7 protein-coding genes (1 of these 7 only partly in view) are annotated in these 26,954 nt (G+C 70.4%); 6 read left to right on the top strand and 1 reads right to left on the bottom strand.

Going from position 1 to position 26,954, the window contains the following annotated elements:
• Positions 1-249 precede the first annotated feature (249 nt).
• Genes FJV41_RS01835 through FJV41_RS01825 form a run of 3 tightly spaced genes read left to right on the top strand, consistent with a single transcriptional unit; the run spans position 250 to position 4,699 of the window.
• Positions 250-2,289 carry a carbamoyltransferase C-terminal domain-containing protein gene (locus FJV41_RS01835; protein ID WP_141640637.1) on the top strand — a complete coding sequence of 680 codons (2,040 nt, stop codon included), beginning with the start codon at positions 250-252 and terminating at the stop codon, positions 2,287-2,289.
• Positions 2,290-2,315: 26 nt separating this feature from the next.
• A complete protein-coding gene (locus FJV41_RS01830) occupies positions 2,316-3,368 on the top strand; it encodes a hypothetical protein (protein WP_141640636.1) in 1,053 nt (350 codons plus the stop codon).
• Between the two features lie 8 nt (positions 3,369-3,376).
• Positions 3,377-4,699: a nucleotide disphospho-sugar-binding domain-containing protein gene (locus tag FJV41_RS01825; RefSeq protein WP_141640635.1), complete on the top strand. Its 1,323-nt coding sequence runs from the start codon at positions 3,377-3,379 to the stop codon at positions 4,697-4,699.
• On the opposite strand, the gene FJV41_RS01820 is transcribed toward FJV41_RS01825, so the two are convergent.
• Entirely contained in the window at positions 4,674-5,549 is an 876-nt protein-coding gene (locus FJV41_RS01820) for a class I SAM-dependent methyltransferase (protein WP_246136937.1), read from the bottom strand. The genes FJV41_RS01825 and FJV41_RS01820 overlap by 26 nt on opposite strands.
• Before the next feature lie 168 nt (positions 5,550-5,717).
• Between FJV41_RS01820 and FJV41_RS01815 the strand changes: the two genes are divergently transcribed.
• The 3 genes from FJV41_RS01815 to FJV41_RS01805 all read left to right on the top strand — a co-directional run.
• Complete coding sequence (locus FJV41_RS01815) at positions 5,718-6,875, top strand: hypothetical protein (RefSeq protein WP_141640634.1); 1,158 nt, start codon at positions 5,718-5,720, stop codon at positions 6,873-6,875.
• A 203-nt stretch (positions 6,876-7,078) separates the two neighbouring features.
• Entirely contained in the window at positions 7,079-9,514 is a 2,436-nt protein-coding gene (locus FJV41_RS01810; RefSeq protein WP_246136936.1) for an acylase, read from the top strand.
• A 187-nt stretch (positions 9,515-9,701) separates the two neighbouring features.
• On the top strand, positions 9,702-26,954 hold the 5' portion of the coding sequence (locus FJV41_RS01805) for a non-ribosomal peptide synthase/polyketide synthase (protein WP_141640632.1). Its footprint extends 753 nt past the window's final position; the window shows 17,253 of its 18,006 coding nt (coding positions 1-17,253); its start codon is at positions 9,702-9,704; its stop codon lies off the right edge, out of view.

The following is a 26,954-nucleotide window of genomic DNA, read 5'->3' as shown; positions in this document are numbered from 1 at the left end:
ACGCAACCCAGCCTCCACGCGCGACGGATTGTGGATGTTATTGGCGGTGACCGGAGCGCCTCAGGGTGCCCGAGCTCGCGATTCGCCACGGACGTCAATCGGGCGGCGCGGAGCCGCCACCGATGACGATGGGGTCATCGAGGTTCTTGAGGTCATCGCCAGCCTGAACGCGGGACTCTTTCATCTTAGGCGGGTTTTTCAATACAGTGCGACTGAGTCGTCAGCGCGCATTAAACGGAGAATCCAGGAATGGCTCGAAACGTCAAGTCCACCTACGTCCTTGGTACGGGTCTCTCTCACGACGGCTCGGCGTGCCTCATCAAAGATGGGCGCATCTGTGTGGCCATCGAGAAGGAGCGCATCACCCGGCGCAAGCACGACGGTGGCAACGACTCCGACGCGGTGAGCTACTGCCTGCAGGCCGAGGGCATCACCATCGACGACGTGGCCGTGGTCGTGCAGAACGACAACTTCGGCATGCTGGTGGGGGCGGACGACTGGTTCCAGGGGCCTCGGGTGGTGAAGGGAACCAACGTCCCCCTCGTCACCATCTCCCACCACCTGGCGCACGCCTTCAGCGCCATCTGCGCGTCGCCGTTCGACGAAGCCTCGGTGCTCATCATCGATGGCAGTGGCAATTCCTTCGATGACTGCCTGGACCGTGAAGGGTGCACCCTGGGCGTGACGCCCGCCAAGGAACTGGAGCACCTCTACTTCGAGAAGGACAGCTATTACCACTACGAGCAGGGCCGGATGCGCCCGGTCTACAAGGACTTCTCCGAGGCCGGCATGGGCATCAAGCAGTACCCCATGCGTCCCAACTTCACGATGCACTCCATTGGAGGCATGTACCTGGCTGCGAGCGTGTACGTGTTCGCGGGCTTCGAGGACCCGGGGAAGCTGATGGGGCTTGCGCCGTTTGGCCGCCCGAACCAGCACGACTTCCCCATCTTCGACCTGAAGGACGGTCGCGTCTTCGTGCGCTACGACTGGATGGAGCGCTTCACGCGGCCGGCGCGCAACAAGACGGACTTCAAGGAGGGCTTCCAGGCACACGCGGACTTCGCGTGGTGGCTGCAGCGTGAGGTGGAGCGGGCCCTGCTCTACGTCGTGAACCACCGCTACGAGCAGGCGCCGTCGGACAACCTCGTGTACGCGGGAGGCGTGGCGCTCAACGCGGTGGCCAACCGCGTCATCCGCACGCAGTCTCGCTTCAAGAACATGTTCATCCAGCCGGCGGCGGGTGACAACGGGCTGGCGGTGGGCTGCGCGTATTACGGCTGGCAGGAGGTGCTCAAGCGCGAGCGGGTGAAGGCCACGGGCTCCTCGGCGTTCGGCCGGCACTACCGCCGCGACGAGGTGGACGCGGCCCTCAAGAACCACGACGACCTGCTGAAGGAGGAGCCGGCGCAGGACGTGTACCGGCGCACCGCGGAGCTGCTCGCGGACGGCAAGGTGGTGGGTTGGTTCCAGGGGGGCTCGGAGCTCGGTCCGCGCGCGCTCGGCCACCGCAGCATCCTGGCGGACCCGCGCCTGCCGGAGATGCGCGACTTCATCAACAGCAAGGTGAAGTTCCGTGAGGACTTCCGTCCCTTCGCACCGTCGGTGCTGCGCGAGGACTGCTCCACCTACTTCGACTGCGACTACGAGAGCCCGTACATGGTCATGGTGGCGCCGGTGCGTCCGGAGTGGCGCTCGCGCATCCCCAGCGTCGTGCACCAGGACTTCTCGGCGCGCATCCAGACGGTGACCGAGGACGTGTCCCCCGCGTACTACCGGCTGCTGAAGCAGTTCAAGGAGGTCACCGGCATCTCCGTGCTGCTCAATACCTCCTTCAACCGCAAGGGCATGCCCATCGTGGAGACGCCCGAGGAGGCCATCCGGTTCTTCCTCAGCTGCGCGCTGGACGCGCTGGTGCTGGAGGACCGCATCTTCTTCAAGGTGGCGACGCGGACGTCCGTGGACCTGCCCCTGGACAAGCTGCTGCTGGAGCGCATCAAGCCCGCGCTGGAGCGCAACGTCGAGGAGGCGAAGCGTATCGGCGGGGTGTTCGAGCTGCGCCTGAGCGGCGTGCGGACCTTCACCATGGACCTGTCGCGCCAGCAGCCGACCCTCTTCGAGGGCCGTCAGAAGACCCCGGACGTGGTGCTCGAGCTCTCGGAGAGCGACTTCCAGCGGCTCTACAACGACCCCAACGAGGCCCAGTCGCTGTTCGGCCAGGGAAAGATCTCCGTCAACGGAGATCCCGCGCGCGCGCTGCAGGTGGCGCGCATCCTGCGGATGTCGTGAGCCGCGGGCCCGCACTCGAGAACGCCATGAACGTACGGGAAGCCCTCCAGCGGACGAAGCACTGGGTCAATACCGAAGGCAGCCGGATCCCAGGCTTCCTGGGCGCCTATGTCGCGGGGAGTTCGACGCGCATGCCGCTGGACGCGCCCTTCGCGCCGTGGCGTGACGTCGATATCGTCATCGCCACGACGGACGCGAACGAGGTCCGGATGCCGCCCCTGGAGTTCGTGCACCAGGAGGTCATCGTGGAGTGCGGCTGTCTGGACGCGAAGCTCTTCCAGCGCGCCGAGGATATCGTCGCGACCCCGGAGCACGCGGACAACCTCGCGGCGGGGGTCATCCTGTCGGACCCGACCGGCGCCTTCCAGAAGCTGCACGAGCGCGTCGCCGTGGAGTTCCCCCGGCGCCCCTGGGTGCGTGCCCGGTGCGAGGCACACCAGCGCACCTTCCTGACGCACCTGGAGCAGGCCACCCAGGCCCGCGCGGCGGGGATGTATCCGCTGATGCTCATGCACTACCACGCCGCCCTGGTCTACCTGTCGGGGCTCGTGGCGCTGTCACACCTGCGCCCCATCACGGTGCGCCAATGCTTCGTCCTCTCGGGGGAGTTGCTGGAGCGGCAGGGGCTCGGGGCCCTGCACGAGGAATCGCTGGAGCTGCTGGGCAGCGCGAGCCTGTCGAAAGTGGAGGTGGAGCACTTCCACGCGGACTTCATGAAGGCCTTTGACCGCGCGATTGAAGTGAAGCGGGGCGACGTCCCGTACGGCTTCAAGCTTCGCGCGCACCTGAGGCGCGCCTACCTGGAGGGAACCCAGGAGATGATCGACGCCGGGCGGCACCGGGAGGCCGCGTTCTGGTTCTTCGGCCTCTATTTCCTCGCGCTGATGGTGATCCAGAAAGACGCCCCGGGCGACGAGAGGCCGGTGTTCCAGGCGCGCTTCGATGCGTTCTTCGCCCGGCTCGACTTGCACCCCACGGCCGACTGGATGGGCAGGCTGAGGCGCGCGAAGGCCGTCTTCGAGCGGTTCCGCGAGGCCTCTGAAACGGCCCTCGCGAGCACCCCCGCCATCAAGGACTGACTCCCCTCATGGCGACCATCCTCCTCGCGCCCTTCGCTGGCCATGGCCATATCAATCCCACCCTGAAGCTCGCCCGGGCACTGGGCCAGCGAGGCCACCGCGTGGTCTACGCGGGCCCCCTGGACTGCCAGGAGCTGGTGACCCGCCGCGGGGGCGAGTTCATCCCCGTGCTCGAGGAGCAACTGCCCAAGGGCAGCTTCGACCCCTTCCAGGCCTCCGGGTTCCTGGGGCACGTGCGCCAGCTCCGCGCGCTCACCCGCCGGGTCGACGCCGCGCTGCTGGCCATCGCGGAGGGCGCGCTCGACGGAGTCTTCGAGCGCGTGCGACCGGACCTCGTGGTCTGCGACACCCTCCTCCCGTACACGGCGCTGGTGGCCCATGGCCATGGAGTCCCGGCGGTCTTCTTCAATACCTCCGTGCCCCGCGAGTTCATCCACCCCTTCCTGTCCCGGCCACCCACGGAGCCCTCCCGCAGGCTGCGCGCCCACGCCGTCCGGGCGTTGCTCGGGGTGATGGGGGCGCTGGGCATCGCGCCCCGGATGAACGAGCGCAGCGCGCGCATCGCACGCCGCTACGGCTATCCGGTGGAGGCGCTCGCAACGGAGCCCGAGCGCCTGCTCGCGCCCCGGCTGCCAGAGCTGGTCCTCGCCCCGCGTGAGTTCGCCGAGCCCGATGGCTACGTGGAGTCCCACTACATCTACGCGGGGCCGAGCATCGACCTGGACCGGGCCCCCATGGACTTCCCTTGGGAGCGGCTCGCCGCCGACAAGCCCCTCATCCTCTTCTCACTGGGCAGCCAGGGCGCCTTCCGCCGAGCGATGGAGCAGCAGGTGCTCGACACCGTGTTCGCCGCGGCGCGGGCGAGGCCCCAGTGGCAGTTCGTCTTCGCGGTGACTCCCGCCCACGACCCGAAGCCCTACGACGCGGAGCCCAACGTGGTGGCCGTCCACTCCGCGCCCCTGCTCCAGTTGCTGGAGCGCGCCACCGCGGTCGTCACGCACGGCGGCTTCAACACGGTGAAGGAGTGCATCTACTTCGGCGTGCCCATGGTCGTGGTGCCGTTCGTGTTCGACATGCCCGGCGTGGGGCGAGCGGTGGAGCACCGGGGGCTGGGCATCTCCTGCCCCGCGAAGACGCTGAAGCTCGAACACCTGCTCGCATCGCTGGACTCGCTGGTGGGCGAGCCGCGGTGGCGCACGGCCCTGGCCGCCATGCGCGCGTGCTTCCATGAGAACGAGCGGAACAACTCGGCCGCGGACGCCCTCGAGCGCCTCCTCCAGGCGCCCGAGGCCCAGGGCGCGCGGCTCAGGCCGGGTTCTTCCGCACGGTGACCTGGAAGGCCTTGCGCACCACCTGGAGGTGCCTGGCCGCGGCGGAGAGGAACGCGTCGATGCCGAGGTCCGGGCGCGAGATGTCCTGGAAGTCCGCGAGCTGCGCGGCGGCCATGCCGTAGTCGTCGAAGGTCATCACCCCACCCGGCTTCAGCAGCCGCAAGCACAGCACGGCGTCCTCCAGGACGTCGTACGTCTCGTGTGAGCCGTCCACGTAGATGAAGTCATACACGGGCTCGGGAGGAAGCCGGCGCAGGGCGACATGGGACAGGCCCACAAGCTTCTCCACGCGCTCCCCCGCGCCGCTCGTGGCGATGTTCTCGTCGAACAAGCGCGCGGCATTCCCCTCGAACAGGTCCACGCAGGTGATGCGCGACGTCGGGTGCGTGAGCACGTTCTCCAGGAGCCAGATGGCGGAGCGCCCCTCGAAGCTGCCAATCTCCAGCACCCTCGCGCCAGGCTGCCCCATCAACGGCGAGAGCACCTCGCGCCACTCGGCTTCGCACTTGGACATCCAGTCCGTGGAGAAGCGGTAGCGGCCCACCTGCCGCAGCGCCGGGTTGCGCTCCATGTACCCGCGCGCCGCCGCCTTGACCTCCGGGGAGGCCCACTTGAAGTCCAGCAGCCGCGCGAGCGCGGCGTGCACGGAGCTCCGCAGGTTGTCCACCGACGCGGCATGAGGCCCCAGCCGCGCCGCCGCCCCGTTCGTCAGCATCGCCCCCAGGCTCTCCACCTCCCGGAGCCACGCGAGGATGCCCTCGTTCGCGGCCGCGGGCTCCATCCGCAGGAAGCCCTGGAAGCGCATGGCCAGCGACGACACCTGTTGGGACAGCTCAACCCCGGGGTTCACGCGGGCCTGCCTTTCTTCAGAGGGAGGGGCACTCACGACACCCTGCCGGCGTCCGCGAGTGTCTTGGATGGTTCCATGCGGTATACCGCGAGGTCAAGGAATCGTGATTAATCTCGAATGTAAACATTTCCTGATTATGTATAAACAGGCCTCGATGAAGCTCCTTCCATGAATGACACCCGCCTCCTGGTCAGCAGCATCATCCGAATCACCGAGCCCGGTGAGCGCAGCGGCTCCGTGCGACTGGTCAGCCTGAAGGAGCGGCGCGTCCTGGCGGACTGGCCCATTCCGGAGAGTCCCTTTCGCGCGTACGACCCGAACCCGCGCGGAGGGCTCAGGGGCGGTCGCGGCATCAGCGGCGACGGGGAGCGGCTCGTGGTGGCGGTGACGGATCGCCTCTTCGTCTTCAATCGCGAGTGGAGACAGGTGGGCGAGCTGAGCCATCCCCTCCTCGGCCAGGTGCATGACCTCCTGGTCGAACCGGATGGTGTCTGGGTGACGGCCAGCGCATCGGACATGGTGATGAAGCTGGGCTGGGACGGCGCCGTGCTGCGCACGTGGAGCTGGCGGGAGGACCCCGCGCTGGCCCGGGAGCTGAAGCTGGCGGACGCGCTCGGCGGAGCGCTGAGCGACGATTACCGGGACCCTCGCCGGCTCCCCGCCTTCTTCGACTTCGTCCATGTGAATGGCGTGGCACGCTGCCCCGAGGGGCTGCTCGTGTCCTTCGGCTTCGTCCCGTCCCGGCTCTCACGACGCATCCAGGCGCTGACGGACCTTCCCGGCGCGCTCCTGCGGCGGCTGGGGCGCGGGACGCGAAAGACGAGGGCCTCGAGCGCGTTCGACCTGCGCTTCCTGGCCTCGAGCTTCACGGCCTCCTCCTGGGTGGGCGTGCTGTTGCCAGACCAGGGGCCCGCGCGCGTCGTCGCCCGTCAGGACGGCATCCTGCGGCCCAACCACAACCTGCTGCGGCACCGGGACACGCTCGTCTACAACGACACCCACAACAACCAGGTCGTGCAGCAGGCGGTGGATGGAAGCTGGAAGCGGCAGGTGGCCATCCCCGGAGATCCACCCTTCGTCCGCGGTCTCGCGCCCCTGGGGGGAAACCGCTTCCTCGTGGGCAGCCAGCGGCCGGCCGCCTTGTACGATGTGGACTTCGATTCACCGCGCTGCGAGCGGCTGCTCGAGCTGGGCACCCACCGCCACGAGTGCGTCTACGGCATCCACGTCGTGCCGGACTGTTTCGGCGAGCCCCCGGAGGAGCTCTGGGCGCCCGCGTCCCAGGCCAACGACGCGCGGCCCCGGAACGAAGCGCGGGTGGCCTAGCACACCGCCGCGCGACGTGCTGTCCGGACACCTGCTTTTGACATGAGCGCGTGTTTCAGGTCCGGACGGACTCGTGGTCGAAGGAAGCATATTGCCTGTTTGACCAGTTGAGCCATGTTTCCATAGTCTGCATGGCTGACTTCAACCACCGGTCTTCCAGGTCTCCCTTGTCATCCATGAACTACTCGTTTCGCGGCCCTTTCTTGCGCTGCGTTCTCGCGACCCTCGCGACCTTCACCCTGGCCGCCTGTGGTGAAGACACGGTCCCGGAGCCGCCCCCGATCGCCGCGCCGGGCTACGAGGCCACGATCCGGCGCACCCGCCACGGGATTCCCCACATCACCGCCAGGGACCTGGGCAGCGCGGCCTTCGGCCAGGGCTATGCCTTTGCCCAGGAGCACGTCTGCGCCCTGGCGGATCAAGTCCTCAAGGTTCGCAGCGAGCGGGCCCGGTTCCTGGGCGCGGGCGCCGGCAATGCCAACGTGGCCAGTGACTTCGGCTACCTCGCGCTGGACGTCTACGGCCGCGCGCGGGAGGCGCTCCCCAGGCTGCCGGCGGACGTGAAGTCCATGATCGAGGGTTACGTCGCGGGCTACAACCGCTACCTCGAGGAGGTGGGCCCCGCAGGACTGCCCCCTGGCTGCGTCAACGCCGCGTGGGTGAGGCCCATCAGCGACGTGGACCTGATGGCCTACCACGTCAGCCTGGCGCTCCTCATGAGCAGCTACCAGTTCGTCGCCGCGGTCACCAATGCCCAGCCGCCGACGACCACGGGCGGCATGCGCATCACCGTGCCGTCGCCGGAGGCCTTCAAGGAGCTGCGCGATCACGACACGGGGAGCAACGGCTGGGCCATTGGCGCCGAGCGCTCGCGCGGGGGCCGCGGAATGCTCGTGGCCAACCCCCACTTCCCCTGGCAGGGCGAGCTGCGGCTCTGGGAGAGCCACCTCACCGTGCCGGGCGTGATGAACGTCTACGGCGCGAGCCTGCTGGGCGTGCCAGGGGTGCTCATCGGCTTCAACGAAAACGTCGCCTGGACGCACACGGTGTCGGCCGGCCAGCGCATGACGCTGTACCGGCTGAAGCTCGTGCCCGGCAAGCCGACCCACTACCTGTATGACGGGCAGGAGCGGCAGATGACGGCGCGGGAACACACCATCCTCGTGCGCCTGCCGGAGGGCTCGCTCACCAACGTGAAGCGCACGCTCTACAGCAGCCACGTCGGCCCCATGCTCGCCATCCCCGGCGCCACGGACTGGACCTCCACGGTCGCCTTCACGTACCGCGACGCCAACCTGGAGAACTCCACCCTGCTGGCCCAGTTCCACGCGATGAACCGGGCGCGCAACCTCCAGGAGTTCAAGGAGGCCTTCGCCACCATCCAAGGCATCCCCTGGGTCAACACCCTGGCGGCGGACCGTGACGGCAACACCTGGTACGCGGACGCCGCGGCCACGCCCGACCTGAGCAGCGCGGCGATCGACGCCTGGCGCACGGCCAGCTCGGGCGCGGACCCGCAGGCGACCTTGTTCCTGCGCAACCTCAACCTCGTGCTGCTCGACGGCAGCACCTCCGTCAACGAGTGGGTGGCCACTCCCGGCGGACGCAGCCCGGGACTCATCCCTTTCGCCCGCGTGCCTCAGCTCGCGCGGCGTGACTTCGTCTTCAACGCCAACGACAGCTACTGGCTCACCAATCCGGCGGAGCCCCTGCCGGACCTGTCCCCCCTGCACGGTCCCACGCGCCGCAGCCAACAACCGCGCTCGCGCATGAACCTGGTGATGTTGACCGAGCAGACGGCGGAAGGGGCCTCCGGCGCGGATTGGAAATTCACGCTCGACGAGCTCCAGGCCGCCATCCTCAGCAACCGCGGCCTCGTGGCGGAGATGCTGCGGCCCGGAGTGGTGGAGCGCTGCCAGGCCACGCCCACCGCGACCTACCAGGGCAGGAGCGTGGACCTCACCCGGGCCTGCGCCATCCTCGCCGCCTGGAACGGCCGCTTCGACGTGGACAGCGTGGGCGCGGTGCTCTGGCGCGAGTTCATCGGGACCTATCTGGTGAACCAGTTGCTGAACAAGGGCACGCTCTTCGACACGGCCTTCGACGTCAACGCGCCCTTCACCACGCCTGGCACCCTCACGCCCGCCCCCGCGCAGGGTGAGGACCCGATGCTCGTCAAGCTCGCGCAGGCGGTGACGCTGCTGGCGTCCTCGAACATCGCCCTGGACGCGCCGCTGGGCACCGTGCAGTTCACGCCGCGCCGCGGCCTGCGCATCCCCATGCACGGCGGCCATAACCGCGACGGCGTGGCGAACGTCGTCAACTACGGCACCATCCAGTCCACGCTCATCGACGTGCCGCCCCCGCGTGCCAGGCTGCTCAACGGCGAGACAGGCCTGACGGCGGACGGCTACGTCATCACCTCCGGGTCCAGCTTCCTCATGGCCCTGGAGTTCACCGACACCGGCGTGCAGGCGCGGGCCTTGATGACCTACGGCCAGTCGTCCAATCCCGCCTCGCCCTACTACTCGGACCAGACGGAGCTCTTCTCCGGGAAGCAGTGGCGCGACATCCGCTTCACCGAGGAGCAGATCCTCGGGGACCCGGCCCTGGTGGTGCAGTCCGTGTCGGCTCCGTAACCCCTCTGTACCTCCAGAGCCTCGACAGGGCCTCCGGCTGTCCCCGGAGGGCCGTTCCTCACTTGCATGTCATCACGAGTGAAACCCGTCCTCCGACCTCGGGGGACGAGCCTTCACCCGTCGTGCTCGGCACCGCCCGCCCAGGCCTGGCCCGCCAGGTGCCCGAGACACTGGAAACGTGAACATCATGTCCGCCCACTCCACCTCGTCTCCTGGCTCCTCCACGTCTCTCGTCGGCCTTCTGCGTCAGCGGGCGCAGGGCCGGGCAGAGGACCCGCTCTACACGTTCCTGGAAGAGGACGGGGCCGCCAGCGGGATGACGGGCGGGGAGCTGGACCGCTGGGCCCGGCGCATTGGCGCGGCGCTGGAGGCGGTGGCTCCCGCCGGGGCGCGCGTCGTGCTGCTGTACCCGCCCGGCCTGCAGTACATCGCGGGCTTCTTCGGGTGCCTGTACTCGCAGCGGGTCGCGGTGCCGGCCTACCCTCCGGATCCGCTCCGGCTCGCGCGGACGCTGCCCCGGTTGCGGGCCATCATCGAGGATGCGCGGGCCACGGTGGTGCTGACCACCTCGTTCATCGCGTCCTTCGCGGAGTTGCTGTTCGAGCAGGCCCCGGAGCTCCAGTCGCTCCAGTGGGTGGCCACCGACACGCTCCCCGAGGACACGGGGCACGACTGGACGCCGGCGGACGTCGGCCCGGACGCGCTCGCCTTCCTCCAGTACACCTCCGGCTCCACGGGCACGCCCAAGGGGGTGATGCTCAGCCACGGCAACCTGCTGCACAACCTGGGGCTCATCGCTCACGCGTTCGAGAGCCGCCGGGACTCCGTGGGCGTCATCTGGCTGCCGCCCTACCACGACATGGGGCTCATCGGCGGAATCCTGCAGCCGCTCTACATGGGGTTCCCCGTGGCGCTGATGTCGCCGCTGGACTTCCTCAAGCGCCCGCTCCGGTGGCTGGAGGCCGTGTCGCGCTTCAAGGGCACCATCAGCGGCGGTCCGAACTTCGCGTTCGACCTGTGCGTGCGCAAGAGCACGCCCGAGGAGCGCGCGGCGCTCGACCTCAGCGCCTGGGAGGTCGCGTTCTGCGGCGCCGAGCCCATCCGCCCGGAGGTGCTCGCGCGCTTCACGGAGGCGTTCGCGCCGAGCGGGTTTCGCCCCGAGGCGCTCTACGCCTGCTACGGCCTCGCCGAGGCCACGCTGATCGTCTCGGGCGGCAAGAAGGGCGTGTTCCCCGTCCATCGTTCGTTCTCGCCCGGAGCGCTGGCGCGCAATGAGGCTCGAGTCGACACGACGGCCGAGGGACAGGTGCTCGTCGGCTGCGGTGGAAACCTGCCGGACCAGGAGCTGCGCGTCGTGGACCCCGCGACGTGCGCGCCGTGCCCGCCGGGCACCGTGGGAGAGATCTGGGTCTCTGGCCCGAGCGTGGCGCGGGGCTACTGGCAACGCCCCGAGGAGACGGCCCGCGCGTTCGAGGCCCAGGTGCCCGGAAGTGACAGGCGATTCCTGCGCACGGGCGACCTTGGCTTCCTGCACGAAGGTGAGCTGTTCGTCTCCGGGAGGCTCAAGGACCTCATCATCCTCCGCGGCCGCAACCTCCATCCCCAGGACCTGGAGCTGACCGTCGAGCAGAGCCACCCCTCGCTCCGTCCCGGTTGCACCGCCGCCTTCGCCTTGGACGTCGACGGTGAAGAGCGGCTCGTCGTCGTCCAGGAGGTGGATGTCCGCAAGCTGGTGGATCCCGCCGAGGTGACGGCCCTGGTGCGCCGCCGGCTCGCGGAGCAGCACGACGTCCAGCTCCACGCGCTCGCGTTGATTGAACCCGGCAGTATTCCCAAGACGTCCAGCGGGAAGATCCAGCGCAACGGCACCCGCGCGGCGTTCGTCGCTGGCGAGCTGGCCCTCGTGTCGACCTGGCGCGAGGAGGCCGCGGTCGGCGCGACAGCTCCGGAGGCTGTGGCGCTGTCCTCGAGCGCGACCCTGGAGGAGACCACCACCTGGCTGCGGGACACCCTGGGCCGGAGGTTGCGTGTCCGGGCGGAGGAGCTGGATCCCGCCGTGCCCATCACCCGCTTCGGCTTCGACTCGCTCGTCGCGATCGAGCTGGGACACGCGCTGGAGATCGCCACGGGCGTCTCCTTGCGCATGGAGGAGCTGCTGCGAGGCCCCAGCGTCATGGAGCTGGCGGCACTGCTGCACGGACGGCGCTCGGCCGCGAAGGCGGAGCTCCCGGCCATCACTCGCCGCGCGGATGACACGCCACCCCTGCTCTCCCCCGGCCAGGAGCGGCTATGGCTCCTGGAGCAGCTCCAGCCGGGCGGTGCCCTGTACAACCTCGCCGTGGCCGTCCGGTTCAAGGGCGCCCTGGACACCGTGGCCTTGGAGCGCGCGTTCCAGGACATCGTGCGCCGCCACGAGGTGCTCCGGACCACGTTCCGCGCCGTGGAGACGGAGGGTCCGGCCGTGCTGATCGTCTCGCCGGACGCGGACTTCACGCTCGCCACCGACGACCTGCGCGCGCGGCCGGCCGCCGAGCGCGAACGGGAGGTCCAGCGACGTGCGGACGCCGAGGCGCTTCGGCCCTTCCTGCTGACGCAAGGGCCGCTCCTGCGCGGGCTCCTGCTGCGGACCGGCGAGCAGGAGCACGTGCTCCTGCTCACGATGCACCACATCGTCTCGGACGGCGCGTCCATGGAGGTGCTCGTCCGCGAACTCGCGGCGCTCTACGCGGCGCACACCTCCGGTCAGCCGGCGGCGCTGCCCGAGCTGCCGCTGCGGTACTCCGATTACGGCGCGTGGCTGCGCGAGCACCTGCGGGGCGAGACGCTGGAGCGGCTGCTCGGCTACTGGCGTCGGCAGCTCGACGGTGCGCCCGAGGTGCTGGAGTTGGGCGTTGCGCAGCCCCGGCCGGCGGTGTCCACGCACCAGGGTGACAGCGTGGAGGTGAAGCTGGCTGCCCCGCTGATGGAGCAGGTGAAGTCCCTCGCGTGCGAGCAGGGCGTGTCACCCTTCGTCGTGTTGCTGGCGGCGTTCCAGCTCCTGCTGGCCCGTTACTCGGGGCAGGACGACATCTGCGTAGGCACGCCCATCAACGGTCGTGACCGCCCGGAGACGCAGGGACTCATCGGCTTCTTCGTCAACACCCTGGTCCTGCGCACGCGGCTGGCGGGAGCCGCCACGTTCCACGAGCTGCTCGCGCGCGTGCGGGACATCACCCTGGAGGCCTATGCCCACCAGGAACTGCCGTTCGAGAAGCTGGTGGAGGCGCTGCGGCCGACTCGCCACCTCGGGGCCTCGCCGCTGTTCCAGGTGGTGCTGGCCATCCTGCCGGACCCGCTCTCCGCGCAGCCGTTGCCGGGGCTGGAGCTTCAGCAACTGGAGCTGCCGAGCCGCCTGGTCCAGAGCGACCTGCGCCTCGCGCTCGCGGAGAGCGTCCAGGGCCTCCACGGCCGGCTGGAGTACAGCACGGACCTGTTCGACGCGGCGACGGCGCGCCAGCTCGTCAAGCACCTCGGCGCCCTGCTGGAGGCCGCTGTCTCCCAGCCCTCGGCGCCACTGGCGTCCCTGTCCCCGCTGGATGAAGTGGAGCGCCGCCAGTTGCTCGTCGAGTGGAGCGGCGCCGTCCCCGGTGAGCCGGAGGATGTCTGCGCTCACCGGCTCTTCGAGGCGCAGGTCGCGCGGACTCCCGACGCAGTGGCGCTCAGCTTCGAGGGTGAAGAGCTCAGCTACCGCGAGCTCAACGCGCGGGCCAACCGGCTGGCGCGGGTGCTTCGGCGCCGGGGCGTGGGGCCGGAGGTCCTCGTCGGCCTGTGCGTCGAGCGCTCGTTCGAGATGGTCGTGGGGCTGCTCGCCATCCTCAAGGCGGGCGGCGCGTACGTGCCGATCGACCCGAGCCAGCCCGTGGAGCGGCTCGCCCTCATCCTCGACGATACGAGCGCGCCACTCGTCCTCTCGCGCGGCGCGCTGGTTGACCGGCTGGGCGGACAGCAGGCGCGGGCGCTGTGCCTGGAAGACGTGGAGGCGGAGGTCCGCCTCGAGTCCGCGGAGGACCTCGACGCTGGCGCCACTGGCGACAACCTCGCGTACGTCATCTACACGTCGGGCTCGACGGGCCGCCCCAAGGGGACGCTCCTCCAGCATCGGGGCCTGTGCAACACCGCGCGGCAGACGCTCGCGGTGATGAAGCTGGAGGTGGGCAGCCGCCTCCTGCAGTTCTTCGCGCTGAGCTTCGACGCGGCGGTGTCCGACATCTTCCCGCCACTGCTGTCAGGGGCCACGCTGGTCCTGGTGCCCAGGGAGCGGCTGATGCCGGGGGCTCCGCTCGAGCAGACCCTGAACGAGCAGGCCATCACCGTCGTCACGCTGACGCCATCCGTCCTCGCGCAGCTCTTCCCCGCGGGAGTGACGAGCCTGCGGACCGTGCTCACGGCGGGCGAGGCATGCACGCCGGAGATCGCCTTGCGCTGGGCGGACCGGCTGCGCTTCGTCAACGCCTATGGCCCCACCGAGGTCACCGTCTGCGCGACCTTCAATACGGCGATGGACCCCGAGCGCCCCACGCTGGGCAGGCCGATGGCCAACGTCCAGGTGTACGTGCTGGATGACGCGCTCCAGCCCGTGCCGGCCGGTGTTCCGGGCGAGCTGTACGTCGCGGGGGTGGGCCTGGCGCGAGGCTACCTGGGCCGCCCGGACCTCACCGCCGAGCGGTTCATCCCCCACCCCTACTCCGCGGTGCCCGGTGCCCGGCTGTACCGCACGGGCGACCGGGTCCGACACCTCGCCGACGGCGACCTGGAGTACGTGGGACGTGTCGACGACCAGGTGAAGCTGCGCGGCTACCGCATCGAGCCGGGTGAGATCGAGGCTGCGCTGCGCGCGCAACCGGGTGTGCGCGACGCGGCGGTCATCGTCCGAGAGGACGTCGCGGGCGATCCGCGACTGGTGGCCTACGTGGTGGCCTCGCTCGAGGTGGCGCGCGGGCTGCGCGGCGCCATCGAGCCGCGACTGCCGGAGTACATGGTTCCCTCGGCCTTCATCCCGCTCGAGGCGCTCCCGCTGACCCACCACGGGAAGCTGAATCGCAAGGCCCTGCCTCCGCCGGAGGACCCGCGCCTCACACTGGGCGAGGAGTACGCCGCGCCCACGACGGACACGGAACACAAGCTGGTGGCCATCTGGGCGGAGGTGCTGCGGACGGACCGCATTGGCATCCACGACGACTTCTTTGACCTGGGCGGTCACTCGCTCATGGCCACCCAGGTCATCTCCCGCATCCGCACCGCCTTCGGGGTGGACCTGCCCCTGACCGCGTTGATGACCGATGCGACCACCGTGGCCGTGATGGCCCGCCGCATCGACGCAAGCGCGCAGCAGCCCCGCAGGGCCCCGCCGCCGCTCGCCAGGGTGCCGCGCACCGGGCCCCTTCCGCTGTCGTTGGCGCAGGAGCGCCTGTGGCTGGCCGACCAGCTCTCCCCGGGCTCGCCTCTCTACAACGTGCCCGCCGCGGTGAGGATGCGCGGCATGCTCCACGTGCCCGCCCTGGAGCGAGGTCTCGCCGAGCTCATCCGCCGGCATGAGGCGCTGCGCACCGTCTTCCGCGAGGTGGACGGGCGCCCGGTGCAGGTCATCCTGCCTCCGGGGGAACTGGCGCTGCCGGTGGAGGATTTGGGTGGCCGCTCGCGCGAGGAGGCGGAGACGGAGGCGCGGCGCCTGGCGCGCGAGGAGGCCGTGCGCCCGTTCGACCTGGCGCACGGGCCGCTCGTGCGCACGGTGCTCGTCCGCCTGGGTGAGGACGAGCACATCCTCTGCCTGACGCTGCACCACATCGTCTCCGACGGCTGGTCGGGCGGCGTGTTCCTGCGCGAGCTCGCGGCGCTCTACGGCGCCTTCAGCCAGGGCGGGCCCTCGCCGCTGGCGGAGCTGCCCATCCAGTACGCCGACTACGCGGCGTGGCACCGCGGCTGGCTCGAGTCCGGCGTGCTGGCGGAGAACCTGGCCTGGTGGCGGGGCAAGTTGACGGAGCTGCCCACGCTCCAGTTGCGCACCGATACGCCGCGCCCACCGGGTGAGCGCTTCCGAGGTGACAGTCGGCGCTTCACCTTCCCCGCGGAGCTGACCGCGCGGCTGGAGGCGCTCGCTCGCGGCGAGGGCGCCACGCTCTTCATGGCGCTGCTCGCGGTCTTCGACGTCCTCCTCCATCACCACACGGGGCAGGACGACATCGTCGTGGGCACCGACATCGCCAGCCGCGAGCACGACGCGCTCGAGGGCATCATCGGCTTTTTCACCAACCAGCTCGTCCTGCGCACGCCGCTGTCGGGCCAGCCCACCTTCCAGGAGCTCCTCTCGCGCGTACGGCGGGTCGCCCTGGAGGCCTACGAGCACCAGGACACGCCCTTCGGCCGGCTCGTCCAGGAGCTGCGCGACCAGCGCGCCGCCACGGGACAGCCGCTCTTCCAGGCCAAGCTCGTCCTCGAGAACGCCCCCATGCCCGCGATGCGGTTGCCGGGCCTCGCCCTGGAGCTCATGGAAGGCGCGAGCAACGGGCTGGCGCGCTGGGACCTGCTGCTCATCCTCACACCCGACCGTGAGGGCCTGAGCGTCGTCGCCGAGTACAACACCGACATCCTCGACGGCGAGGGGATGGCGCGCCTGTGGGAGCACTTCCTCCTGCTGGCCCACGCCGCCGTCGAAGCCCCCGGACAGCGCATCTCCACCCTGCCCATGCTCACCCGCGAGGAGCACCAGCGGCTGGCGGCATGGAATGGCCCCCTGCGGCACATCGCTCCGGACGCGTGCATCCCCGCCTGCTTCGAGCAGCGCGTGTCGGCGGCGCCGGACGCGGTGGCCCTCGTCTTCCAGGAGCAGACGCTCACCTACGGCGAACTCAACCGCCGCGCCAACCAGCTCGCCCACCACCTGCGCGGGCTCGGCGTGGGCCCTGGCAGCCGCGTGGCCCTGGCGCTGGAGCGCTCGCTGGAGCTGGTGATCGGCATGGTGGCGATCCTCAAGGCCGGCGGCGCCTATGTCCCGCTCGACGCGAGCTACCCGGCGGAGCGCCTGTCCTTCCTGCTGGAGGAAGCACGGCCGGCGGCCATCGTGACGCGCTCGGAGGTTGCCGACGAGCTGCCCGCGCACTGGGCCCAGCTCGTGTGCATGGACCGCGATGAGGCCACGCTCGGACAGAGGCCGGAGCACGACCTGGCGCACGCGGTGGGCCCGGAGTCCGAGGCCTACGTCCTGTTCACCTCCGGTTCGACCGGAACGCCCAAGGGCGTCGCGGTGCCCCATCGCGGAGTGCTCCGGCTGGTCCAGGAGCCGGGCTATGTGCGCCTGTCGTCGGAGGAGACCCTCCTGCAGTTGGCGCCGCTCGCCTTCGACGCGTCCACCTTCGAGGTCTGGGGCGCGCTGCTGAACGGCGCCCGGCTGGTCATCGCGCCGCCGCACGCGCCGTCACTCGACGAGTTGGGCGCGCTCATCTCCCGTGAGCACATCACCACGGTGTGGCTGACGGCGGGCTTGTTCCACCAGGTCGTCGACACGCACATCGGAGCCTTGGCGCCAGTGCGACAGCTGCTTGCCGGCGGTGACGTGCTGTCGGCTCCGCACGTGGCGCGCGTGCTCGAGACCTACCCCACCTGCCGGGTCATCAACGGCTACGGTCCCACGGAGAACACGACGTTCACCTGCTGCTTCCCGGTAACGGACCGTGAGGAACTCGGCGCGGGCGTGCCCCTGGGTCGGCCCGTCCCGGGCACACAGGTGTACGTGCTCAACCCGGCGTTGGCGCAGGTCCCCATCGGCGCGCCTGGAGAGCTGTACGCCTCGGGAGACGGGCTCGCGCACGGCTACCTCCACCAGCCCGCGCTGACCGCGGAGCGCTTCATCCCGAACCCCTTCGGCACCACGCCCGGGGCCCGGCTGTACCGCACCGGCGACCTGTGCCGCGTGCGCCGTGACGGCACGCTCGAGTTCCTCGGCCGCGTCGACAACCAGGTGAAGGTCCGTGGCTTTCGAATCGAGCCAGGGGAAGTCGAGACCGCCCTGCGACGCCACCCGGCGGTGCGGGACACCGTGGTCGTGGCGCGTGAGTTCGCCGGAGAGAAGTCCCTGGTGGCCTATGTCGTTCCCGTCGAGGGCCAGACGGTGACCGTCGACGGGATGCGATCCTTCCTGTCGGACAAGCTGCCCGCGCACATGGTGCCAGCCGCCGTCGTAACACTCGCGGAGCTGCCGCTCACGGCCAACGGCAAGGTCGACCGTCGCGCGTTGCCGGCGCCGGATGGGGCGCGCCCCGAGCTCGGCACGACCTACGTGGCCCCTCGCACTCCTACCGAGGAGATCCTCGCCGTAGTGGGCGCGGAGACGCTGGGCGTGAAGACCGTGGGTATCGACGACAGCTTCTTCGACCTGGGCGGCGATTCGATCCGCGCCATCCAGTACGTGGCGCGTTGCCGCGAGCGGGGCGTCGAGCTGTCGGTGGCGACGCTCCTGGAGAAGCAGACCGTCCGCGCCATGGCCGAGACGCTCCTGCACCAGGAGCCACCCCGGACGGCGGCGGCGGCGAGCCAGCTCTTCTCCCTGGTGTCCTCCGAGGACCGGGCGCGGCTGCCCGCGGACGTCATGGACGCCTACCCTCTGGCCGCGCTCCAGGTGGGCATGCTCTTCCAGAGCGAGTACAGCCAGCAGTCGGCGCTCTACCATGACGCCTTCAGCTTCCACCTGGAGCTGGAGGACGCCAGCGCCGAGCCGCTGCGGCACGTCCTCCAGGAGCTGGCCTCGCGCCACCCCGTGCTCCGGACCTCGTTCGATCTGGTCCGCTTCAGCGTCCCGCTACAGCTCGTCCACCGCGAGGCGGAGGTGCCGCTGCACGTGGAGGACCTCGGTCACCTGTCCCGCGCCGAGCAGGACACCGTGCTGCGGGAGTGGCTCGGCCGTGAGCGCAGCCGTCCCTTCGCCTGGGACCGGGCGCCCCTGCTCCGCTTCGGCTTCCACCGCCGCGGTGAGCGCACGGTGCAGTTGTCCGTCATCTTCCACCACGCGATTCTCGACGGCTGGAGCTTCGCGTCACTGCTGACCGAGCTCGTCCCCCGCTACCTGGCCGTGCGGCGGGGCGCGGCGGCGCCCGTCCCTCCGCTGGAGGCGGTGTACCGCGAGTTCGTGGCGCTGGAGCGTCAGGCGCTCGACTCCGAGGAGACGCAGCGTTACTGGCAGGAGCGGCTGGCCGAGGTGTCACGCGTGCGCGTGGACGCCGCCCGCCGGACGGGAGCCCAGGCGCCGGGCCCGCTCCTGTTTCGCGAGTTCCCGCTGACGGAGCCGTTGGCCAGGGGACTCCGGGCTCTGGCCCACCAGGCAGTGGTGCCCATCAAGAGCGTCCTGCTCGCGGCGCACCTGCGGGTCCGAGGGGTGCTCGAGGGGGCCTCCGAAGTGGTGACGGGCTTCGTGGTGAACGGCCGCCCGGAGGTGAGCGACGGCGAGCGGGTGCTGGGCTTGTTCCTCAACAGCGTCCCCTTCCCGGTGCGGCTCGGCGGAGGTACCTGGGTGGAGCTGGTCCGCGAGGTGTTCGCCCGCGAGCAGGCACTCTCCCCGCATCGGCGCTACCCGATGGCGCGGATGCAGCAACAGTTGGGGGGACGCCCGCTGTTCGACGCCCTCTTCAACTTCGTCCACTTCCACGTCTCCGAGGGGCTGACGCGCATCCCGGGAATGAGGCTGGTGGAGCCGTACTGGGAGACGTCGTGGCTGGACATGCCGCTCGACACGACGTTCAGCGTGGACCCGGAGACCCAGGACGTGAAGCTCACGCTGCGCAGCCACGGGCGCGAGTGGGACCTGGACCGGCTGGAATACATCGCCGGCATCTACCTGCGCGCGCTGGAGGACATGGCGCTGCGCCCGCTGGGCCGCTACGAGTCCTGCCAGCTCCTCGACGCACAGGAGCGTCACCGCCTGCTCGTTTCCTGGAACGACACGGCCACGCAGGCGCCACCCGCGAAGCACGTGGGCGCGTTGTTCGAGGCCCAGGTACAACGGACGCCCGACGCGGTGGCGCTCCAGGTCGACGCCCTCTCGTTGAGCTACCGCGAGCTGAACGCGCGGGCGAATCAGCTCGCGCGCGTCCTGCGGCGCAACGGAGTGAAGCAGGAGGTGCGGGTCGCGCTCGCCCTTCAGCGCGGCCTCGACATGGTGGTGGGCGTGCTGGGCGTCCTCAAGGCCGGCGGTACCTACGTGCCGCTCGACCCGAGCTACCCGTATGAGCGGCTCGCCTACGTGCTCAAGGACAGCGCGGCCCAGGTGCTGGTCGCCCATTCCATCCTCCGCGACGAACTCCCCGACACCGGGGGGCCGCAGGTGTGCCTCGACGAGATCGACCTGTCCCCCGAGGAGGACACGGACCTCGGCGTGACGGTGGACGCGGACCAACTGGCCTACGTCCTCTACACGTCGGGCAGCACCGGCCGGCCCAAGGGCGTCATGGTGACGCACGGGGGCGCCGTCAACTACCTCGTGTGGAGCCGCGAGGCCTATGACGCGGCGTCGGGTGCGGGTGCGCCCGTTCACTCGCCGCTGGGCTTCGACCTGACCATCACCAGCCTGCTGACGCCCCTCATGGCGGGAGGACGAGTCGTCCTGGTGCCGGACACGAAGGCGGGCGAGGGACTGGCCCACGTCCTGCGCTCGGGCACGGACCTCTCCCTCGTCAAGCTGACGCCAACCCAGCTGTCGCTCCTGGAGACGCAGCTTGGCGACGTGGCCGTGGCTGGCCGCGTGCGCTGCTTCGTCGTGGGCGGAGAAGCGCTGACCTCCGCCGCGCTCGCGTTCTGGCGTGAGCGGGCGCCGGCCACGCGCATCATCAACGAGTACGGCCCCACGGAGACGGTGGTGGGCTGCTGCACCTTCGAGGTGGGTCCCCAGACCGCCCTAGGGAGCACGGTGCCCATTGGCCGCCCCATCGCCAACACGAAGTTGTACGTGCTGGACGCGCACCTCATGCCGGTGGCGGTCGGCGTGGCGGGTGAGCTGTACATTGGCGGAGCGGGCGTCGCGCGTGGCTACAGCCAGCAGCCCGCGCTGACGGCCGAGCGGTTCGTGCCGGATTCGTTCTCCTCCACGCCGGGGCAGCGCCTCTACCGCACGGGAGACCTCGTGCGCTGGCGCGCCGACGGCGAGCTCGACTTCCTGGGACGCATCGACGACCAGGTGAAGGTGCGCGGCTTCCGCATCGAGCTGGGCGAGATTGAAGCGGTGCTCGCCGAGCACTCGGCCGTGAAGGAAGTGGCCGTGGCGGTGCGGGACGACGGCGGTGACCGCAAGCTGATCGCCTACGTCGTCGCTCACGACGCGCCGCCGAATTCCCTGGAGCTGCGAGGCTGGCTGCTGACGCGGCTGCCGGAGCCCATGGTGCCCTCGGAGTTCCTCACCCTGGACGCGCTGCCGCTCACCCCCAACGGCAAGGTGGACCGCAAGGCCCTGCCCGACATGGACGTGAAGGCGGTGACGGACGGCATGGCGTATGCCGCGCCGAGGACCCCGGTCGAGGAGCGGATCGCGGAGATCCTCGCCATGGTGCTCGGACGACCGCGCGTGGGGCGGGATGACGATTTCTTCGCGCTCGGTGGCCACTCGCTGACGGCGACACAGGCCATCGTCCGCGTCCGAGATGCCTTCCGCATCGATCTGCCAGTGGGTGCGCTCTTCGATGCGCCCACCGTGGGCGCGCTCGCGGAGCAGGTCGAGCGGACATTCGACGCTGGGGCAGGCGTGCGGTGGACGCCCCTGGTGCGCGTGCCACGCGACGGGACGCTGCCCCTGTCCTTCGCTCAGCAGCGCCTGTGGTTCATGGACCAGTTGGAGCCGGGGAGCGCCGCATACAACATCCCCGCTGCGGTGAGCATCGAAGGTGACCTGGATGCGGCCTCGCTGGAGCGTGCGTTCGCCGCGCTGGTGGCGCGTCATGAACCCCTGCGGACGGCGTTCCGCGCCGAGAACGGGCAGCCCGTCCAGGTTATCTCCCCGGTGGGCGAGCTGCCGCTGCGGAGGGTGGACCTGCGCGGGCTGCCGGTGACGGAGCGCGACGCCGAGGAGCGGCGACTGAAGGCCGAGGAGGCGCGGACCCCGTTCGACCTCCAGCGGGGACCTCTGCTGCGCACCGTGCTCATCCAGCAGGACGAGCGCGCATACACGCTGCTCGTGACGCTGCACCACATCATCTCGGACGGCTGGTCCACCGGCGTGCTCATCCGCGAGGTGGCCGCGCTCTATGAGGCCTTCTCCAGTGGAAAGCCCTCGCCCCTCAAGGATCTCGACTATCAATACGCCGACTTCGCGGCGTGGCAGCGACGGTGGATGGATGGACCGGAGCTCGAAGCAGAGATCGACTTCTGGCGGATGACACTCGCTGGAGCGCCCCCGCTGCTGGAGCTTCCCACCGACCGTCCCCGTCCCCCCGTCCGCGCCTACCATGGAGCCACCCACGCGGTGGCCCTGCCCAGGCAGCTGTCCGAGGCCATCAAGGCGCTCAGCCAGAAAGAAGGGGCCACGCCCTTCATGGTCCTGCTGGCGGCGTTCCAGACGCTGCTGGCGCGCACCTCCGGCCAGGACGACCTCTGCGTGGGAACGCCCGTCGCGGGCCGGACGCGCACGGAGGTCGAGGGCCTCATCGGCTTCTTCGTGAACACGCTCGTCCTGCGCACGAGTGTGGCGGGAGACCCGTCGTTCCTGGAGCTGCTCGGCCGGGTCCGCGAGGTGACGCTGGCGGCCTACACGCACCAGGACGTCCCCCTGGACAAGCTCGTGGAGCAACTGCACCCCGAGCGCAGCCTGAGCCACCCGCCCCTCTTCCAGGTGGTGTTCGCCCTCCAGAACGCGCCGACGGCCGAGCTGACCCTCCCGGGGCTCGTCCTCAGGGCGCTGCCCACCGAGAGCCAGGCGGCCAAGTTCGACCTGGCCCTGTCGCTGCGCGAGGGGCCTGACGGCTTCGACGGCTTCATCGAGTACGACACGGACCTGTTCGACGCGGAGACGATTTCCCGGATGGAGGACCAGCTGCGCGTCCTGCTCCAGGGTGTCGTGTCCGAGCCGCGGGCGCGTCTGTCGCGGCTGGCGCTCACGCACACGAGCGGGCTTCCGTCCCTCGAGCCACAGCCAGCTCCGGTGCACCCGAGTGTGCTCTCCCTCATCGCCGGACAGGCCTCACGCGCACCCGAGGCGCCAGCGGTCATCGACGGGGAGCGCGTCTTCACCTACGGCGAGCTCGTCCGCGAGGCCTCGCGTCTGGCACACAGGCTCGCGCGCATGGACTCCCATGGGACGCATCCCATCGCGGTGTTGCTGGAGCGCTCGGCCGAGATGGTGATGGCCCAGCTTGCGATCCTCAAGGCGGGCAGCGCGTTCATGCCGCTCGACCCGACCATGCCGGACGCGCGCCTGCGCGTCATCCTCGCCGAGGCTCACGCGGCGGTCGTCGTGACCTCGCCCGCGCTGGCGGCGCGTCTGCCCCCGGGTCTCCAAGTGGTGTTCGCCAACATCCACCCGCCCGACGCGGACAGGGTCCCGGACGAAGGCACCACTGAACCGCCGGAGCCACTTCCGTCCCAGTCCGCCTACGTCATCTTCACGTCGGGCACGACAGGCGTCCCCAAGGGAATCACCACCGACCACGCCGCGCTGGCCCACCTGACCGCGTGGCATCAGCGCGACCTCCCCATGGGCCCGGGTGACCGCGGGGCCGTGCTGGCATCCCCCGCGTTCGATGCATCGATGCTGGAGCTCTGGCCCAAGCTCGCGGCCGGAGCGACGCTGGTCATCGTCCCGGACGAGGTGCGCGCCGCGCCCGCCGCGCTCGCGCGCTGGATGGCGGACACGGCCATCACCACGGCCTTCTTCACCACGGCGCTCGGGGAGCTGGTCCTGGCCGAGCCGCTCCCGGCGCACCACCGAGTGCGCGTTATCATCGTCGGTGGCGAACAGCTCCGGCGGCGGCCCACCGCCGAGACGCCGTACCAACTCCTGAACGTGTACGGCCCCACCGAAGTGACCGTGCTCGCGACCTGCGATTTCGTGGCGCCGGCCAGTGTCGAGCAGGGGCTCCCCACGATTGGCCGCGCCATCTCGGGGGCCCGAGTTTACGTCCTCGACGCGCACCTGCGGCCGGTACCGGTCGGCACACCCGGCGAGCTGTTCATCGCGGGCGGTGGCCTCGCGCGGGGATACCTGGGCCGGCCGGACCTGACGGCCGAGCGGTTCCTCCCGGATCCACACGGCCCTCCGGGCGCGCGCATGTACCGCTCGGGCGACCGGACGCGCATGCGCGCCGATGGGCGGCTGGAGTTCCTGGGCCGGCTGGACAGCCAGGTGAAGCTCCGTGGGTTCCGCATCGAGCTGGGCGAAATCGAAGCAGCGCTCGGAGCGCACCCGGCCATCAAGGAGGCCGTGGTCACCGTGCACGAGGTGGCGGAGGACCGCCGGCTGGTGGGCTACGTCGTGGGCCGCCAGGAGCTGCCGGAGGCCGCGGAGCTGCGCCGCTGGCTGCTCGAACGGCTGCCGGAATACATGGTGCCCGCGGCGTTCATCCGCCTGGAGGCGATGCCGCTCGACTCCAACGGCAAGGTCGTGCGCAAGGCCCTGCCCGCTCCCGACGCGCTGTTCGCCGGGAGCACGGAGGGCTACGTGCCCCCGCGGACTCCCACCGAGGAGATCCTCACTGGCCTCTTCTCGCGGGTGCTTGGCGTGGAGCGGGTCGGCATCAAGGACGGCTTCTTCGACCTGGGTGGACACTCCCTGCTCGCCACGCAGCTCGTGTCGCGGCTGCGGGCGGCCTTCGGCGTCGAGCTGCCGCTCCGGGTGCTCTTCGAGTCCGCGACTCCCGAGCACCTGGCCGAGCGCGTGGAAGCCCTGGCGCGCAAGGAAGGCGGGCCGCCGGTACCTCCGCTCACGCGAATGCCGCGGGGGGAGCGGCTGCCCCTGTCCTTCGCGCAGCAGCGCCTGTGGTTCCTCGACCGGCTGGAGCCCGGCAGCGCGCTCTACAACCTCTCCCATGCCATGCGGCTGAGCGGGCACCTCGACGTGGAGGCCCTGGAGCACGGCCTCGCGGAAGTGGTGCGCCGCCACGACAGCCTGCGCACGACGTTCGGCATGAATGAGGGGCTGCCCTACCAGATCGTGGCCTCGGAGGTCCCGTCGGTCCTCGAGCGGGTACGGATGGAAGGCACGCCCGAGGAGCGCGAGGAGGCCGCCCTGCGCAGGTGCGCGGCGGAGGTGCGCCGGCCGTTCGACCTGGCGCGTGGGCCGCTCATCCGAGCCGTGCTGCTTGAACTCTCCGAGGACACGCACGTCCTGATGATGACGATGCACCACATCATCTCGGACGGCTGGTCGGTGGGCGTCTTCGTGCGGGAGATGGCCGCCCTCTACGAGTCCTTCCGGCAGGAGCGCCCATCGCCCCTGGCACCGCTGCCGATCCAGTACGTGGACTACGCGCTCTGGCAGCGCCAGTGGCTGGAAGGCGAAGTGCTGACGGCGCAGCTCGGCTACTGGAAGGACCAGCTCGGCGGGGCGCCCCGTGCGCTGGACCTGCCCACGGACCGCGCGCGGCCCCCGGTTCAGACCTACAGCGGCGCGAGCCACCGCGTCCGCTGGTCGCCCGAGCTGTCCGCACGCGTGAAGGCGGTGAGCCGCCAGGAGGGTGTCACGCCCTTCATGACGCTCCTCGCGGCATTCCAGTCACTGCTGAGCCGCTACTCCGGGCAGGACGACATCTGCGTGGGCTCACCCATCGCGGGACGCACCCGCGAGGAGACCGAGCAGCTCGTCGGCTTCTTCGTCAACACGCTGGTGCTGCGCACCAGCCTCGCGGGCGACCCGAGCTTCCGCGAGCTGCTCGCCCGCGTGCGGAACGGAACGCTGGGGGCGTATGCCCACCAGGACGTGCCCTTCGAGAAGGTCGTCGAGGCGCTCCAACCCGAGCGCGACCTCAGCCGCTCGCCCCTGTTCCAGGTCATGTTCGCGCTGCAGAACACGGCGGTGCCGGCGCTGGCATTGCCGGAGCTGAAGGTGACACCGCTCGAGCCGGACCTGCCCACCGCGCGCTTCGAGCTCATCCTGACGCTCATGGAGGAGGACGGCGCGCTGACCGGGGCCATCGAGTACAACACGCGGCTGTTCGACGGGGCGACCATCCGCCGGATGGAGGTACACCTCGTCGGCCTGCTCCAGGCGGTGCTGGAGGACGTCGACCGCCAGCCCTCCCGAGTGCCCCTGCTGTCCGACGTGGAGCGCCGCCAGGTGCTGGTGGACTGGAACGCCACGGAGGCGGTGCTTCCGTCGGGGTGCGCGCACGAGCTGGTCGCGGCCCAGGCGGCACGAACGCCGGAGGCGCTCGCGGTGACGTTCCAGGACCAACGGGTGACCTATCGCGAGCTGGAGCGGAGGGCCAACCAGTTGGCGCACCGGCTGAGGGCACTGGGCGTGGGTCCCGAGGTGCAGGTGGGCCTGTGCGTGGATCGCTCGGTGGAGCTGGTGGTGGGCATCCTCGCGGTGCTCAAGGCGGGTGGCGCGTACGTGCCGCTCGACCCGGGCTACCCGCGTGAGCGTCTGGCGTTCATGCTCGCCGACAGCGGCGTCCGGGTGCTGCTGGTGCAACGGCATCTGGCGGACGGCGTGGGCGCGCCGGGCGTGACGGTGCACGTGCTCGAGCCGGGCGTGGGCGAAGGCGCACCGGAGACGCCACCGGACGTCGCCGTCGACGCCGACAACCTGGCGTATGTCATCTACACGTCGGGCTCGACAGGGCGGCCCAAGGGCACGCTGCTCACGCACCGCGGCCTGAGCAACACGGCGCTCGCGGCGGTGAAGGAGCATGGCTTCCATCCGGGCAGCCGCGTCCTGCAGTTCGCGGCGACGAGCTTCGATGCGTCGGTGTGCGAGATCTTCGCCACGCTGCTGGCGGGAGCCACGCTGTGCCTGGCGCCGCGCGAGGCGCTGCTGCCGGGGCCCCCGCTGCGGGCCGTGCTGACGGACAACGCCATCACCGCGGTCACCCTGACGCCGTCGGTGCTGGCGCAGCTCGAGCCGGAGGGGTTGCCCGCCTTGGAGACGGTGATCTCCGCGGGTGAGGCCTGCACGCCGGACGTGGCCCGCCGGTGGAGCCGTGGCAGACGGCTGCTCAACGCCTACGGTCCCACCGAGGTGACCATCTGCGCGTCCATCAACGGCGCGGTGGACCCCGAGCGTCCCACCCTCGGCCGGCCCTTCCCCAACGTGCGGGTGTACGTGCTGGATGCGCGCCTCGTCCCCGCCCCGGTCGGCGTGGCCGGCGAGCTGTACGTCGGCGGACCGGGCGTGGCGCGCGGCTACACGGGCCGGCCGGACCTGACGGCGGAGCGCTTCGTGCCGGATGCCTTCGGCGCGCTGCCAGGCGCGCGCCTGTACCGCACGGGCGACATC

The sequence above is a fragment of the Myxococcus llanfairpwllgwyngyllgogerychwyrndrobwllllantysiliogogogochensis genome, from assembly GCF_006636215.1.
Classification (GTDB): Bacteria; Myxococcota; Myxococcia; order Myxococcales; family Myxococcaceae; genus Myxococcus; species Myxococcus llanfairpwllgwyngyllgogerychwyrndrobwllllantysiliogogogochensis.
This window is presented reverse-complemented; position numbering and strand designations above follow the sequence as displayed.

Coding starts and splice junctions, on each gene's coding strand:
- FJV41_RS01815 (WP_141640634.1), top strand. CDS start 5,718: ATGAATGACACCCGCCTCCTGGTCAGCAGCATCATCCGAATCACCGAG.
- FJV41_RS01835 (WP_141640637.1), top strand. CDS start 250: ATGGCTCGAAACGTCAAGTCCACCTACGTCCTTGGTACGGGTCTCTCT.
- FJV41_RS01825 (WP_141640635.1), top strand. CDS start 3,377: ATGGCGACCATCCTCCTCGCGCCCTTCGCTGGCCATGGCCATATCAAT.
- FJV41_RS01830 (WP_141640636.1), top strand. CDS start 2,316: ATGAACGTACGGGAAGCCCTCCAGCGGACGAAGCACTGGGTCAATACC.